A 14,978-nucleotide genomic window follows, 5' to 3' on the forward strand; every position below is an offset into this window, starting at 1 on the left:
GGGAGGACTGCGGAGGTCGTGCTGTCGAGGGGGCTATCGGGATTCGGGGGTGTGCATCCACCAGGCGGCGGTGGAGCCGGGGAGCGTTCCGGCGGGGCAGTCGCCGCTCGCCAGCAGAGGGACGCCCGGTACGGGGGCCGGCACCGGCTCGGTTCCGAAGTTGACGGCGCAGACGAGGCCGTCGCCACGGACGAACGCCAGGACCTGGGGCGGGGACTCCAGCCAGCGCAGAGTGCCTTCGCCGAGCTGCGGAAGGCTGCGGCGCAGCGCCAGCCCCTCGCGGTACAGGTGCCAGAACGACCGGGTGTCGGCCAGTGCCCGGTCCGTAGCGTGGTCGGCGAACCAGTCGGGCTGCGGCAGCCAGGGCCGCGCCGCGTCGGTACCGCTGGTGAAGCCGAACGGTGAGGCGTGCCCGGACCAGGGCAGCGGCACCCGGCAGCCGTCGCGGATGTGCTCCCGGCTGCCCGTACGGTGGTAGATCGGGTCGGTGAGGACCTCGTCGGGCAGGTCGACGACCTCCGGCAGGCCCAGTTCCTCGCCCTGGTAGACGTATGCCGCGCCGGGCAGTGCCAGCATCAGCAGCGCGGCGGCACGGGCCCGCGCCGGGCCCAGCTCTCCCGCGGACTCCGTCGGCTCGGCGCCCCCGGGGTCGGTCGCGTACCGGGTGACGGTCCGGACCTGGTCGTGGTTGTTGAGCACCCAGGTGACCGTGGAGCCGGTGCCCGCGATGTCGGTGAGCGCCTCGGAGATGACCTTGCGGAAGGTGCCGATGTCCCAGCGCGCGGTCAGCAGGTGGAAGAAGAACGCCTGGTGCAGCTCGTCGGGCCGGACGTATGCGGCCTGTTCGCTCGGTGTCCGTACGGAGACCTCACCGACCAGCAGCCGGTCGCGGCCGTCGCGGGACGTGTACTCCTCGCACAGGGCGCGCCAGTCGCGCCACACCTGGTGCACCTCGGGCTGGTTCCAGGCCAGCGGGTTGACCGAGTCACGGGTCCGTTCGTCGGCCGACGGGTCGGGGGAGTCGGGCAGTTCGGGGTGCTTGAAAAGCCCGGCGGCCACGTCGATGCGGAAGCCGTCGACCCCGCGGTCCAGCCAGAAGCGCAGCACACTGTCGAAGTCGGCGCCCACGGCGGGGTTGCGCCAGTTCAGATCGGGCTGCTCGGGCGTGAACATGTGGAGGTACCACTGGCCCTCCTCGCCGGACGCCTCCTTGACCCGGGACCAGGCGGGGCCGCCGAACATGGCCCGCCAGTTGTTGGGCGGCAGCTCTCCGTTCTCCCCGCGTCCGTCGGCGAAGTGGAAGAGCGACCGTGCCTGGCTCCCCGGGCCGTCCGCCAGGGCGGCGCGGAACCACGGGTGCTCGCTGGAGCAGTGGTTGGGGACGATGTCCAGGAGCACCTTCAGACCCAGCCGGTGGGCGTCGGCCACCAGGCGGTCGAATTCGGCGAGATCGCCGTATACGGGATCGACATCGCGGTAGTCGGCGACGTCGTAGCCGTGGTCGTGCTGGGGGGAGGGGTAGAAGGGGCTGAGCCAGATGCCGTCCACCCCGAGCTTCTTGAGGTAGGGCAACCCCGTCCGCACACCGGCCAGATCACCGATGCCGTCGCCGGTGCTGTCGAGGAAGCTGCGGACGTAGACCTGGTAGATCACCGCGTCGCGCCACCAGTGCTGTGCCGGATTCCGGGAGGTGGACCCGGTGGCCGGCAAGAGTGCGGCGGAGGCCGGACCGGGGAGGGAGGGGGAGGGCGCGGAGTCGGCCGAAGAGCCGTTCCCTGCCGTGGCTATGAGCATCTGCCGTGATCCCGTTCTTGCATGGGCATGCCGTGCGGCTGCAATCGCTGTTATGCATGCATGTTAAGTAGGCATGTCTTTTCGGTGTCAACGAAATGGTCAAAAGTCGCTGCGAGATGCCCGAATTTGCGGGGAATTATCCAGTCAGCCTGTACCTAACAAGTAAGTAGGGGAGCTGCTGGAGAGAGGTGCGAAGGGCTCCGACGTCAGCCGCGGCCGACGATGGCCGTCAGCTCGCGCGTCAGACGTGCGACGGTGGCATCCGTGCTCCGCCGGTGGATCAGCGCGTCGTGCAGGACCGCCTGCACCGCCAGGCTCACCTGGTCGTACTGCGGGCTCTTGATGCGCGGCTTGGCCGCCAGTACGGCCCGCTTGAGCGTCGGAAGGTACGGGAAGCGCCGCACCAGCTCCGGGTCCGTGTACAGATCGGCCCAGACCGGTGGCAGCGCGCCCTTGGTGAGCACCCGGCGCTGGACCGACTCGGTCGTCAGATAGGAGATCAGCTCGGTCGCCGTCTTCTGGTGCCGCGACTGTGCGTTGACCGCCAGATTGGAGCCGCCCAGCGCGCTGGAACCCGGCCCGTCGGGACCCGGCAGCGGCACGGCGCCGAACTTGCCCGCCACCCCGGAGGGCTGGGCATTGGCCAGCGCATAGGCGTACGGCCAGTTCCGCAGGAACAGCAGCCGGCCGTCCTGGAACGCCTTACGGGACTCTTCTTCCTTGTACGCCAGGGCCCGCCGCGGGATCCAGCCCTCGCGCACCCCGTCGAGCAGAAAGGACAGCCCGCGACGGGCCGCGGGGGAGTCCACCGTGACCCGCGAGCCCTCGCCCGCGAGCACCGTGCCGCCGGCCGACTGAACCGCCTCGACGACATTGGCGGTCAGCCCCTCGTACGGCAGGAACTGCCCCGCGTAACCGTCCAGCCCGTACTTGGGCGCGACCGTCTTCGCCAGGTGCGCCAACTCGGCCCAGGTGCGTGGCGGCCGCGCACCCTCCCGGTCGAGCACGTCCTTGCGGTAGTAGAGCAGTCCCGCATTGGTCACATAGGGGACCGCGTAGAGCTGCCCACGGAAGGTGGCGGTGTCCACCACGGGAGGCAGGAAGCGTTTCAGCGGGAACTGCGCACCGTTCACGGGCTTGATCCAGCCCGCGGCCGCGAACTCCGACGTCCACGCCACATCGATGTTCAGCACATCGAAGCGGTCGCTGCGGGAGCGCAGCTCGGTGACCATCTGCGCCCGCACCTCGTCGGCCGCGTCCGGCAGCTCGACCAGGGTCACCTTCTCGTGCGGATGCCGGTCGTTCCAGCCGTCGAGGACGCCCCGCAGATAGCCCGTGAGGTCTCCGCCCGTCACCAGAGTGATCGGGCCCCGCCCGTCCGGGCCGCCCGCCGGCTCTCCGGCCTGTGCGCCCGCATTGCCCGCGAACAGCAGAGCACAGACCAGCAGAGCCCTGCCGGCGGCACGCTTCCACCGCATGGGCTCCTCCTTGAACAGGCGTCGACGGGACACTGGACCGACAGCCCGCCCCATGTATACCTGTTAGCCATGCGGGATACTAGATGCTGCAGGAAGATGCGAAAGCGACCCGGCTCACAGCCGTATGGGGTCAGATGACCGGCAACTAGGGCTGATCCGAGAGACACACCCCGGGCGGGGAGGGAGAGGGAGAGCGTGCGGCTGCCACTCCTGGCGCTGTTGGTCAGCGGACCCGCACACGGCTATGAACTCAAGCAAGCCCTTGAGGACCTCCTGGGCGCCGCATACCCTCAGCCGAACGTCGGCCAGATCTACGTCACCCTGGGCAGGCTGGAGAAGGCGCGCCTGATCGAGGGAGAGGACGTCGAGCAGTCGGACCGCCCGAACAAGCGCATCTACCGGATCACCGCCGCGGGGCGCGAGACGGTGGACGCCTGGTTCGAGGAGTCCACCGCCGAACCACGGGTCCGGGACGAATTCTTCATGAAGCTCGCCCTGGCCCCCCACACCGGGACCGCAGACCAGATCGCTCTGATCAACAAGCAGCGCCGCCACTACCTCAATACCATGCGTGACCTGTCGAAACTCGCGGCGGGTGAGGACCGGGAGAACCGGGTGGCACAGCTGCTGATCGAGGGCGCGATGCTGCATCTGCAGGCGGATCTGGACTGGCTGGAGCGCTGTCAAGAGGAGTTGGAATGAACCGGGACGAGCCGTCCGGCCCAATAGTCCGGGCAGCCGGCCTGGTCAAGACCCACCGGCCGGAAGGCGCTGCCCCGGTCCACGCGGTGCGGGGCGTCGACCTCAGCATCGAACGCGGGGAGTTCGTCGCCCTCACCGGCCCCTCGGGAGCCGGCAAATCCACCTTGCTGCATCTCCTCGGCGGCCTGGACCGGCCCGACAGCGGATCGATCTGGCTCGACGGCCGCCAGGTCGACGCCTACAGCGAGGCACGCTGGGCGGTGCTGCGCCGCAACCACATCGGCATCGTCTTCCAGTTCTTCAACCTCGTCTCCAACCTCTCCGTCGCCGACAACGTCGAACTCCCCGCACTGCTGGCCGGCCGGTCCCCCCGGCAGGCCCGCACCGACCGGGCCGAGCTGCTCGACGAGCTGGGGCTGACCGGCAAGGAGAACAGCACACCGGGGGAGCTGTCCGGCGGTGAACAGCAGCGCGTCGCCCTGGCCCGTGCCCTGGTCAACAGCCCCAGCCTGCTGCTCGCCGACGAACCCGCCGGAAGCCTCGACAGCAAGGGCACCAGAGAGGTGCTGCGGCTGCTCTCCCGCTTCCACCAGCGCGGTCAGACGATCTTGCTGGTCACCCATGACGCGAGGATGGCCAGTGCCGCGGACCGGGTGATCAGCTTCTTCGACGGCCAGGTCGTCGACGACGCCCACCTCGGCGACGGCCCGAAGCGCCCCGCGGCCGGTGTGGCCGACGTACTCAAGCTCAAGGGCTGAGCGGTGCGAGCAGCGGCGCGCTGGACCCAGGCGCATCTGACGGCACACCGCCCGGCGGCGGTGCTCACCGTGCTGGCCACGGCCGGGATCACCATCTCGCTGCTGCTGGCCACCGCCCTGTTCGCCTATGCGGCCGACCCCTGGCAACGGGCCTTCACCCAGTCCTCCGGCGCCCACGTATGGATCCACACCCAAAGTGGCGCCGCCGCCGGATCGCTCGCGGGCCTGGACGAGGTACGGGCCACCTCCGGGCCTTTCCGTACGGTCCGCACCACCGCGAGCCTTCAGCCCGGCGACGCCAAGGCGACCCTGGAACTGCGTGGCGCGGCGAAGCGCCCCGCCACCGCCGCGCCCCAGGTCGTCGCGGGCCGCTGGCTGGAGGCGGGCGCCGACGCGGGCACCACCAAGGGCATCGTCCTGGACAGTTCGGTGGCCCGCGCGATGTGGGCCAAACCGGGCGACACCCTCGTGCTGAGCGACTTCCCGTCGCCGCTGCGTGTGGTGGGCGTCGCGGACACCGCCGAGGTCACCTTCCGTGCGGGAGAGACCCCGGGGGTGGCCTGGGTGCTCCCCGAGACCCTCGACACCTCCGACGCGGGCCGCGACCAGCGCGGACGCACCATCGGCCTCCGGCTCGGCGACCCCGCGGACACCGACTATGTCGTCCAGCGGGCGGTCACCCAGCTCGGCGCCGACCAGATCACCGACGTCTCCACCTGGCGGCAGGCCAAGGCCGAAGCCGAAGGCGACAACCAGCTCCTGGGGCGGCTGCTCGGCCTGTTCGGACTCGGCGCGCTGCTCGCCGCGGCCCTGGCGGTGGGCGGCGCCATCAGCACCAGGATCCGCGGACATTTGCGGGACATCTCCATCCTCAAGGCCATCGGCTTCACCCCCGGCCAGGTGGTCCGCATGTTCGTCGCCCTCCACCTCGGCCTCGCGCTGCTGGGCGTCGCCCTCGGGGCGCTGCTGACCCAGGTGGCCGGCACTCTGGTCCCCGGGCGGATCGGGGAGGCGATCGCCCTGTGGCGGCAGCTTCCCGGGCACGCCTGGCTGACCTTGGTCATCTCCGGCGGTGTGGTGGCCTTCATCGGCTCGGCGACCTGCCTGGCGGCGTGGCGGGCCGGCCGGGTGCCCCCGGTGCCCGTCGCCCGCGCCGCCACCCCCACCGGCGGCCGGGCCTCCGCTCTCACCCGCCGGGCGCTCGGCCTCCGGGTCCCCCCGGCGCTGGTGCTCGGCTGGCGGGGCGCCTTCCACCGTCCGCTGCGCTCCTCGGCGGCCGTGGCGCGGCTGGCCGTCCCATTGCTGCTGATCACCATCGCCCTGGGCGCCTGGACCACCTTGGACCGCTTCACCACGCACCCCGAGAACGTCGGTCTGTCCGCGGCCCTCACCGCACGCTCCGAAACCCTCGGCGACCGGGACCTACGCCAACTCCTCGCCTCCCAACGGGAATTGACCGCCTACCCGGGCGCCGAGGTCCAGGCGCTCGTACCGGGTCAGACCGGGACAATTACCCTGCGGGGGATCGGCACGGACGCCCGGCCCTACCCCGGCGCCGTAGTGGAAGGGCGCGCCGCCCACGGCCCCGATGAAGCGGTCGCCGGACAGGGACTGCTCGACCTCCTGGACGCGCGGGTCGGCGACTGGGTCCGGATGACCGTCGCCGGCCGCCCGCACGTCCTCCATATCGTCGGCCGCGGCATCGAGACCACCGATGGCGGTCGGGTCGTCTCCACCACCCTGGACACTCTGCGCGAGGGCGACAGTGACAGCGGTGCACCCGAGGCGTCGCACCCACCGCGCCCGGATTTCTACCAATTGGTCCTGCACCGCGGCGCCGACCCGGATTCCGTGCGCGACGCCCTGTACAAGGCGTCCGCCGGCCGTCTCGAAGTGCGCGAGATCCCCAACCCCGCCGATCAGCTGTCCGCGGTCCGCGCTGTCAGTGTCGGGCTGATCGCGGTGCTGATCCTGATCGGGCTGGTGGAACTCGCGACGACGGTCGGTGCCGGTGTCCGCGACCGCAGCCGCGATCTGCTCGCCCTCCGGGCCGTCGGACTGACGCCCCGTCAGATCACCGCCGTCATCGTCTCCGCCACCGCGTTCATCACCCTGGCCGCCGCGCTGGCCGGCACGGCTCTGGGCGTCCTCGCCTCCCAGTGGCTGATCAACCTCCAGGGCCGCACCAGCGGCTGGGGGACCGGTATCGCCCAGCGCCCCGACCTCGGCATCCTCCTGCTGGTCATCGCCATCGCCGTCACCACCGCCGCGACGGCCTCGGTCCTCCCCGCCGCCCGCGCGGCACGGCGCCGGCTCGCGGACTCGGCCACCGATCTGCTCTAGCTCTAGGCGGCACGGCGCCGGGTTGTTGCCCGCGGTGTGGGTCCGACTTTCCCGGCCCCCGGGCCGCGGCACCCCCGGCCGGGAAGCACAAGGTCCCCGACCGGAACCCGGTCGGGGACCTCATGTGTCCTTACATGTCCTTCGGCGGGCGGGGGAGGTCCCTTCCGCGCCCTGCTGGTCGCCACCCTGGCGCGGTCAGCTCATCGCTCAAGGGTGCCGGCCGTGGCCGATGCCGTTATCGCGCCGTTCCGAAGTCCTGCGTCCAGTAGTCGTCGGGCTGTGCGTGGCCGACGCCGATCTCCTTGAAGGAGCAGTCGAGAATGTTGCGCTTGTGGCCGGGGCTGGTCATCCAGCCCTCCATCACGCTTTCGGGCGTGGAGTAGCCGTAGGCGACGTTCTCGCCGTAGGAGCTCCAGTTGTAACCGGCCCGGGTGATCCGGTCTTCCGGAGACGATCCATCGGAACCGGTATGCGACATATTCCGATGGTCCGCCATGTCCTTGCTGTGATCCTGGGCGGCCTTTGTCAGTTTTGCGTTCACGGTCAGCGGCGAGCAGCCGGCCTTGCGGCGCTCATCGTTGACGAGTTCGACCACGCGGGCCGTGGCGCCGGATGCCTTGGCGGTGGCTTTCGCGGCACTCGGGGACGCGGCGGGTGCCGGAGAGGTCTTCGCCGCCGGCTTGGCGTCCTTCTCGCCCTTCGACCACCGGTGATCGGCGGATGCATTCTTCCAATGGCCGTGATGCCGGCCGCCCGCATTCTCCTGCCCGTCCAGACAGGCCATGGCAACAGAGGGCACGCCCACGGCACCTATGGCGACAGCAGCGATGGTTATCTGCCGATAGTGCCGCTTCTTGCGATGTTTACTCATGCGTGACCTCACTCGGTAATTGCGGAGCGTCCCCGGCACGGCTGGCTCTGTGCAATCCCCGCGCCTGAGCTGCGAAGACGCCTTGCGGTTCGTCATTCTTGGGGCCGCCGTACGGCAAGGCAACGCTCCTCGGTACTACTGCGCCTAGTAGTACCCGCGACCCTTGCAATGGAGGTACGAGCGTGCTGGTCCGGATTTCGCCGCTTTCGGGAATCGCTGTTGCCCCGTCAGATGCACTTATGCGCTCAAGACGTGGGCAAAAGAATCAAGCGGGCCGAATGGCGGCCGGCTCGGCGCGAGAAATTCCCGACTCAAGACGGACAAGTCTCCTATGTCGCCAGGGCGCTCTCTACTATCCAGCTTAGTTGGTGCCGCGGGTCGATATGACGGATGTCACGATGCCGCGGAATCCGATGGCTGTGGGCCCCGCGGCGGAGCCGCGGGGCGATTGCAGGCGTCCATCAGGGGGCCGGAGATCGCGAATGCCGGCAAAGGATTCGTAGATGAAGAGAAAGGCTGCCCGTCACCTCTGTCTCGCGCGGCACGGTGCCGCGTCACCGGACGGGACTCCCTTGCGAGCGGCAGTGGCCCGGCCGGTGATGCAGCCGGTCACCGTCCTCTCGGGCGCGGCCTTCCCGGGCCGTGTGCACACGAGCCGGGGGCTGAGGCGAGAGCTGGGCTCCGGACTGCGCCCACGATCCCGTCCCGTCGTGGTGAGGCATCGAGACGCAGGCGGGTGGTCTGTGTCTCAGTCTGCGCCGAGCATGGCGCTGCGGTACCCGGGTACCGGGCCAGGACACTCAACGTACGCATGGAGGAGGCACGTCAACTGATGACCCGTTATGACGCGGACGGCGAGGACCGCACCACCCCACTGCCCCATGACCTGCCGAGCCACCAGGCTGATGCCGAGAGCCCGGTTCCCGACCCCTGGGACCCCGAGCTGTCGGAGAGCGAAAGGGACGGGCCCGACGAGACGGTTCCCGACACCGACCAGGCCGGCACCGGGCGGACCGGCGGTCAGAAGGCCGCGGGCTTCCGCACCGACCAGCCCGTTCCGCATGAGCCGGTCGACTGACCCTGACCGGTTGCCTGACCGGCCGGGGCGAGCGGCCGGAGACGAGGGAAGGGGGGCCCCGTCCGCGGTGGTCGGACGGGGCCCCCGCGGAGAGGAGGTGTCTTCCTTGGGGCGGCCAGGTGAGCCCCGCCCCGACCCGGCATGTGCTGCCGCCTTCCGTCAGGCGCTGCGACGTACATTGCCGTGGGGGCCCGCCGGCCCACCTCACGAGATCGGAATGTGCCATGAACTGCTACGACTGCGCGCCGGGCCACACAACCACCGCCGCGGTGGCGATCTGCCGGAACTGCGGCGCCGCGCTGTGTCACCAGCATGCCCGGTCCGCCCCGCAGACCGTGGTCCGCGTACAGGGCGTAGGCAAGAGCACCTTGCCGGAGACGGCGCGCCGCATCATGTGCACGATCTGCCGAGGCGCCCAGCCGGGCTGAGCCGTGCCGCAGACGGTGTCGCCGTATTCCGTTCTCGGTATGGCGTCTCCGGTATGCCGTTCTCGGTGGCGGAGAGCTTTTGGTGCAACTGGACCTGACAGCGGTGCGCGCCATCGACCCCTGCCGCACGCGCCCAGGCCGGGATGGTGGCCGGCAGGAGGCGGTGTTTCATGACGACCTTTGTGTTGATTCCCGGTGCCGCGTGCGGCTCCTGGCACTGGCATCTGCTGGAGGCGGAGCTGCGGGCCCGGGGGCGGGCAGTGGTGAGTGTGGATCTGCCGTGTGAGGACGACGCTGCGGGTCTGGAGGAGTATGCGGACGCGGTCGTCGCCGCTACGGCGGGGCGTGGCCGGCTGATGCTCGTGGCGCATTCGTTCGCCGGGTTCACGGCGCCGTTGGTCTGTGCGCGGGTGCCGGTGGAGGTGCTGGTGCTGGTGGCGGCGATGGTGCCGTTGCCGGGGGAGGCGCCGGACGAGTGGTGGGCGGCGACGGGACACCCGGACGCACAGGTCAGACGGGCCGGGCGGGCGGCCCAGCGGGCGGGCGACGGCACGGGTGCGGAGGGTGTCCCGGAGGCCGCTGTGCCGGGGTCGGCCGCGGACCCGTTCTTCCAGGATCTGCCGCCGGAGCTGGCCGCGGAGGCGGCGGTCCGGTGGCGGCGGCAGTCGGAGACCCCGGCCGCGCGGCCGGGGCCGATGCAGACCTGGCCCGATGTGGCGACCCGGTTCCTGCTGTGCCGTCAGGACCGTCTCTTCCCGGCACCGTTCCTGCGTGCGGCGGCGGCGGAGCGCCTGGGGGTGGTGCCTGACGAAATGGCGGGCGGGCATTTCCCGATGCTGTCCCGTCCGGTCGAGCTGGCGGACCGGCTGGAGCGTTACGGCGCGACGACGGCAGGGTGATTGTCCGGCCCGGCTTGGCTCGGCCGTATGTACCGGGCGAAGCCGGTGGTCGGTAGCGGTGGCCGGTGGTCGGGGAAGGCGGCCGAGGCAGGAGCGGAGGGCATCGCCATAAGGGATGCCCTCCGTCCAGGTGCAGCCAGATCACGCCACGTCAGGCCTCATGCCTCTTCGTCGTGTCCCGGGCCGGGGCCAGACCAGCGGGCTGAAGGCCTCAACGCCCCTTGGGGAGTGCCGTGTTCCCGTAAGGCAGGTGGGAGAGGGCGGCGATCAGCCGCACCGGCAGGTACGGGGGCCACCCGGGCCGGGCCACCTGGTAGGCGAGGTATCCGAGGGAGCCGCCCACTTGTGCCTCCTCCGCCGTCTCCGCCTGGTAGACCACCCGGCAGGAGCCCGCGGCCTTCTTGGCGCGCTTCCAGAGGGCGGGGGCGGGCTTCCGCTCCGCCTCCGTCCGCGGGGTGAAGATCCGGTCGCCGAAGTCCGACCAGGCGAACGGGCTGGTGCCCGCCCAGTCCTTGTCGATCACCTTCTTCAGCTCCGCCGCACGCTCCGCGTCGGTGGAGCCCCAGGAGGGCGGCACGTTGGTGATCAGGCCGACGGGAATGTGGCGGGCGCGCAGCGCACGCAGATACGCGGCAGCACCCGGCAGGTACCGCACGCTCTTGTCCTCGGCCGTGTGCACCAAGGTCTCACCGAGATCGAAATACACGACGACGCACCGGCCCGCACGGCCCTCGTCCCCGGCGGCGCGCGGTGCGGCCTCGGCGGCGCCCGCGCCCGGCACGGCTAACGCCGCCATACCGCTCAGCGCGAGCAGCATGCGCCAGGTGACTCTGCGGGCGGAGGTCTCTTTCGCGGCTGTCCTCTTCACGGCTGTGTTCTTCGAGGCCATGTCCTTCAAGGCCGTGTGCTTCAAGCCTGTGTTCTTCGCGGCTGTCTGCTTCATGGGGGAAGTCCTTCGCGTAGGGGGGCAGTCGATCGTATCCGCGCCATGTGCACGTCACTACTGGGTTGGCCGACCCGGGCCTGAATCGAAGGCATTGGCCGCTGGGAGGCCCGCTGGGAGGCCGAATTGGCCCACTCCCGCGGACCACAAGTGGATCTGTCCACCGGGCCGCCGGCTGTCTAGCGTCATTGCGTCAACGCATCGTGTGAGACCGGCCGTCCGGTCGTCATACCTGGGAGCCCTGTGTCGCTACGCATCCTGCCGCCGGCCGGCGCACCACGCGTCCTCGCCGCGGCACAGCTGAGCAACTCGGTCGGCGACGGCGCCTTTTACGTCTGCTCGGCGCTCTACTTCACCCGGGTCATCGGCCTGTCGCCCACCCAGATCGGCCTGGGGCTGACCGTGGCGTGGGCCGTCGGTTCGGTCGCGGGAGTGCCGCTGGGCGCGCTCGCCGACCGCCGGGGGCCGCGCGGCACCGCGGTGCTGCTCGCGCTGGCCACCAGTATCGCCGTCGCCTCGTTCCTGTTCATCCGCTCCTTCGTGCCGTTCCTCGTCGTCGTGTGTCTGTACGCCACCGCGCAGTGCGGACTGGCCGCGGCCCGCCAGGCGCTGCTCGCCGGGCTCGTGGACCGCTCGGCCCGCACCGGCGTACTGGCCCACCTCCAGTCGACACTCAACGCCGGGCTGGCCATCGGCGCGGCCCTCGGCGGACTGGCCCTGCAGTACGACACCCAAGAGGCCTACCTCGCGGTCTTCGCCCTGGACGCGGTGGGCTTCCTGAGCTGCACTGCGGTGCTGCTCCTGCTGCCCGCGGTGGCCCCGGTCCCGGTCCGTACGGGCGGCGAGCCGCGGTTCGCGGTGCTGCGGGACCGCCCGTACGCCGTGCTGACCTTCCTCAACGCGGTCCTGCTGCTGCGGATGCCGCTGCTCAGCCTCGCCATCCCGCTGTGGATCGTGGCGCGTACGGACGCGCCCAGCTGGCTGGTCTCTGCGCTGTTCATCCTCAACACCCTTGGCGTCATGGCCTTCCAGGTCCGCACGGCCCGGACGGTGACGGGACTGCGCAGCGCCTCGCGGGCGGTGTGGCACTCCTCCCTGATCATGCTGGTCTCGTGTCTGGTCTTCGCTTTGTCGGCCGCGGGTATCGGGCCGTGGGGAGCCGGGGCGGTGCTCGTCGTGGGCGCGGTGCTCCAGCTCGTCGGCGAGATGCTGCAGTCGGCCGGATCCTGGCAGATCAGCTTCGACCTGGCGCCGGACCGTCAAGTCGGTCAGTACCAGGGCTTCTTCGGTACGGGCGTCCCGTTGGCGCGCACGCTCGGCCCCCTGCTGCTCACCTCGCTGCTGGTCACCTGGGGGGTACCGGGCTGGCTCGTGCTGGGGGCACTGTTCCTGGTGACCGGGCTCGGGATGCGTGCGGTGGTGCGCTGGGCGGAACGCGACCGGGTCCGGGGGTGTGGTCCGTCGGCAGACGGGGCGGAGGAGGCGGCGCCGGTGACCGCTCAGGCGTCCTGAGCAGGGACCGCACCGCCACTGCCACCGCGACGCCTTCTCGCGAGCCGCGGCAGCCCGGCGTTTAGTGATCGATCTGAGTATCTGAGTAGAGGTACTCATGACAGCGCCCCGTGGCGGCCACGACGCTGAACCGGAATGCACGTGCACGGCGGAACACCCTCCCGGTGCGAGGTGGTGTGTTGGCGCCGACCGGGGCATACGCCGTACGCGGTGCACCGTCCGTCTGTCCGTTCGTCCGCCCGCCCCGCGGCTGTGCCGCGCCGCTCCGTACCCGATGTCTCAGAGGCTGATCCATGAAGGCCATGACCGCTGTTCCCCGCACACTGCCGCCGGTTCTGCTCGCGGCGGTGCTTCTCGCCCTGGCTCTGTCGGGGCTCCAGCCGCACGACCGCGCCACCTGGCTCATGGAGACCTGCTGGGTGATCGTCGGCGTGCCGGTGCTGGTCGCGGTGCGGAAACGCTTTCCGCTCAGCCCACTGCTGTGCTGCCTGCTCGCCGCTCACGCACTGGTCCTGATCGTTGGCGGCCACTACACCTATGCCGAGGTCCCGGTGGGGCACTGGCTGCAGGACGCGCTGGATCTCTCCCGCAATCCCTACGACCGCGTCGGGCATCTCATGCAGGGCTTCGTGCCCGCGATCCTGGTCCGCGAACTGCTGGTGCGGACCTCCCCGTTGCGCGGCAGCGCCTGGCTGGGCCCGCTGATCGTGTGCGCATGCCTGGCCTTCAGCGCGTTCTTCGAGATGATCGAGTGGTGGACGGCGCTGGCCGGCGGCGCCGCGGCCGATGCGTTCCTCGCCACCCAGGGGGACCAGTGGGACACCCAGTGGGACATGGCCTGCGCGCTCTTCGGAGCGGTCGTCTCGCTCCTGCTCCTCAGCCGCCTCCACGACCGCCAGCTCGCCCGCCTCGGCACCGGGGCGGCCCGGGGCGCCTGACGGGCCCCTGAGCCGTTGGGCCAGGGCGCTCCGCCCCCGCCGATGGCGAGGGCGATCCCGTCTCGCGATACCGCCGCCCAGGGGCACAGGACCGCGTGGGCGGCGGGCGGCGGGTGCGTGCGGCAGCTCGGCGCTGTCGTCCCGGCGGATCCGGCGGGCTCAGACCCGGGCGGAGAAGGGGCAGGCCCAGTCGGCCGGCTTGGGGCGGCCCGAGTAGCGCCGGGCCTCGGAGAGCTTCTCGTACTCCAGGAGATTGGGGTTGATGCTGCCCTGCAGCTCGATGTCCTGCTTGCGGATCTTCTCCGCCAGCCGGTCCCAGAGACCGGCGGCCTTTATCCGGTCGAACTGGTGGTGGGAGTTGAAGGCGAGCATCGGGAACGGCGGGCGGCGGCCGACCCGGCTGTGCGTCTCGTGCAGCCCGATCACGAAGAACGGGTGCCCGGCGACGCTGTAGGCGAAGGCACCGGACGACGGGTCGGGATCGTAGCCCTCGGCCCAGGAGTGCGTACGGCTGTCGTGGTCGTGCAGCGCCTGCAGCTGCTGCCACAAATGCTGCTCGAACTCGGTCTCCGACAGGTTCAGAGGACCCGAGAAGGTGGCCACGAAGCTTGTGAAGGGTTTGGCGGCCCAGTCCACCGCCTTCACATACGCCTGCAGATCAGCCGCCATCTGCTCGCCCGTGGTGTCATCACCGAACCATGTGTAGTGGCGGTGGGTGATGCCACCCTGTCGCCATGCTGAACGGCCGGCCAGGCAAGCAAAGGAGTCGCCGAGCAGGAACTGCCCGACTTCAGTGGCGGCGGAGACGTCAACCGTCATGTTTGTGACCTTCGGTGAGTGGGCCAATACCCCTGGTGGGGGCCCTGGCAGGGGTGGGACTCTGGCAGTCAAGATCGGGCAGGGCCCGTTCGTCAAGACTCGGCCGATTCACCCCCTGCGACTGCCCTCACCGACAGCGTCAGGACTGCGGCTGCGGTGGCCCGCCGCCCGCCCGGGCGCGACCACGTGCGGGCTCGCCGGACGGCTCGTTCCCGTCCGGCGACTGCGGGCCGAGCTGCGTCGTTTCCGCAGCTCGGGCACCTGATCGCCGTGGTGGACCACAGCCCCCCGACCCTACAGGCGATCCGGCTGATCGCACGACTCGCGATGTCGTTCCGCCTGCGGCGACCGCCCGCGGCCGGACCGCCCCGCCCACGCCGGAGGCCTCACCCAGGTGGGGTCCGGCTCGGCGCAC

At 70.6% G+C, this 14,978-nt stretch carries 13 protein-coding genes; 8 read left to right on the forward strand and 5 right to left on the reverse strand.

Translation table 11 applies throughout. The annotated features are described in order from the left end of the window. Positions 1 to 33 precede the first annotated feature (33 nt). Both STRNI_RS39720 and STRNI_RS39725 read right to left on the reverse strand, forming a co-directional pair. On the reverse strand, positions 34 to 1,794 hold the full coding sequence (locus STRNI_RS39720) for a glycoside hydrolase family 13 protein (RefSeq protein WP_277413047.1): 1,761 nt from the start codon (positions 1,792 to 1,794) through the stop codon (positions 34 to 36). Positions 1,795 to 2,000: 206 nt separating this feature from the next. After that, complete coding sequence (locus STRNI_RS39725) at positions 2,001 to 3,272, reverse strand: ABC transporter substrate-binding protein (RefSeq protein ID WP_277413048.1); 1,272 nt, start codon at positions 3,270 to 3,272, stop codon at positions 2,001 to 2,003. Positions 3,273 to 3,467: 195 nt separating this feature from the next. Here STRNI_RS39725 and STRNI_RS39730 point away from each other — a divergent pair, with 195 nt between their 5' ends. The 3 genes from STRNI_RS39730 to STRNI_RS39740 are packed head-to-tail and all read left to right on the forward strand — an operon-like array spanning position 3,468 to position 7,075. Further along, complete coding sequence (locus STRNI_RS39730; protein ID WP_277413049.1) at positions 3,468 to 3,974, forward strand: PadR family transcriptional regulator; 507 nt, start codon at positions 3,468 to 3,470, stop codon at positions 3,972 to 3,974. Then, positions 3,971 to 4,732, forward strand: a complete 762-nt coding sequence (locus STRNI_RS39735) for an ABC transporter ATP-binding protein (protein WP_148588026.1) — start codon at positions 3,971 to 3,973, stop codon at positions 4,730 to 4,732. The genes STRNI_RS39730 and STRNI_RS39735 overlap by 4 nt, the downstream gene beginning before the upstream one ends. A gap of 3 nt (positions 4,733 to 4,735) precedes the next feature. Next, complete coding sequence (locus STRNI_RS39740) at positions 4,736 to 7,075, forward strand: ABC transporter permease (protein WP_277413050.1); 2,340 nt, start codon at positions 4,736 to 4,738, stop codon at positions 7,073 to 7,075. A gap of 235 nt (positions 7,076 to 7,310) precedes the next feature. On the opposite strand, the gene STRNI_RS39745 is transcribed toward STRNI_RS39740, so the two are convergent. Further along, positions 7,311 to 7,946: a CAP domain-containing protein gene (locus STRNI_RS39745; protein WP_277413051.1), complete on the reverse strand. Its 636-nt coding sequence runs from the start codon at positions 7,944 to 7,946 to the stop codon at positions 7,311 to 7,313. 811 nt (positions 7,947 to 8,757) lie between these two features. Here STRNI_RS39745 and STRNI_RS39750 point away from each other — a divergent pair. The 3 genes from STRNI_RS39750 (at position 8,758) to STRNI_RS39760 (ending at position 10,351) form a co-directional block, all read left to right on the forward strand. Then, complete coding sequence (locus STRNI_RS39750) at positions 8,758 to 9,024, forward strand: hypothetical protein (RefSeq protein WP_229838255.1); 267 nt, start codon at positions 8,758 to 8,760, stop codon at positions 9,022 to 9,024. Positions 9,025 to 9,248: 224 nt separating this feature from the next. Further along, complete coding sequence (locus STRNI_RS39755; RefSeq protein ID WP_109886647.1) at positions 9,249 to 9,452, forward strand: DUF2180 family protein; 204 nt, start codon at positions 9,249 to 9,251, stop codon at positions 9,450 to 9,452. Positions 9,453 to 9,622: 170 nt separating this feature from the next. Further along, positions 9,623 to 10,351 carry an alpha/beta fold hydrolase gene (locus tag STRNI_RS39760; protein ID WP_277413052.1) on the forward strand — a complete coding sequence of 243 codons (729 nt, stop codon included), beginning with the start codon at positions 9,623 to 9,625 and terminating at the stop codon, positions 10,349 to 10,351. 211 nt (positions 10,352 to 10,562) lie between these two features. On the opposite strand, the gene STRNI_RS39765 is transcribed toward STRNI_RS39760, so the two are convergent. After that, positions 10,563 to 11,294 carry a hypothetical protein gene (locus tag STRNI_RS39765; RefSeq protein WP_274732866.1) on the reverse strand — a complete coding sequence of 244 codons (732 nt, stop codon included), beginning with the start codon at positions 11,292 to 11,294 and terminating at the stop codon, positions 10,563 to 10,565. A gap of 243 nt (positions 11,295 to 11,537) precedes the next feature. Between STRNI_RS39765 and STRNI_RS39770 the strand changes: the two genes are divergently transcribed. Together STRNI_RS39770 and STRNI_RS39775 are read left to right on the forward strand one after the other, a co-directional pair. Beyond that, a complete protein-coding gene (locus tag STRNI_RS39770; protein WP_277413053.1) occupies positions 11,538 to 12,806 on the forward strand; it encodes an MFS transporter in 1,269 nt (422 codons plus the stop codon). Positions 12,807 to 13,108: 302 nt separating this feature from the next. Next, entirely contained in the window at positions 13,109 to 13,744 is a 636-nt protein-coding gene (locus tag STRNI_RS39775) for a DUF2238 domain-containing protein (protein WP_277413054.1), read from the forward strand. A 159-nt stretch (positions 13,745 to 13,903) separates the two neighbouring features. Here the strand turns inward: STRNI_RS39775 and gntA are convergent, their stop codons facing one another. Beyond that, a complete protein-coding gene (gene gntA / locus STRNI_RS39780; protein WP_159491857.1) occupies positions 13,904 to 14,563 on the reverse strand; it encodes a guanitoxin biosynthesis heme-dependent pre-guanitoxin N-hydroxylase GntA in 660 nt (219 codons plus the stop codon). Positions 14,564 to 14,978: the final 415 nt, after the last annotated feature.

It is taken from the genome of Streptomyces nigrescens, from assembly GCF_027626975.1.
Taxonomy (GTDB): domain Bacteria; phylum Actinomycetota; class Actinomycetes; order Streptomycetales; family Streptomycetaceae; genus Streptomyces; species Streptomyces nigrescens.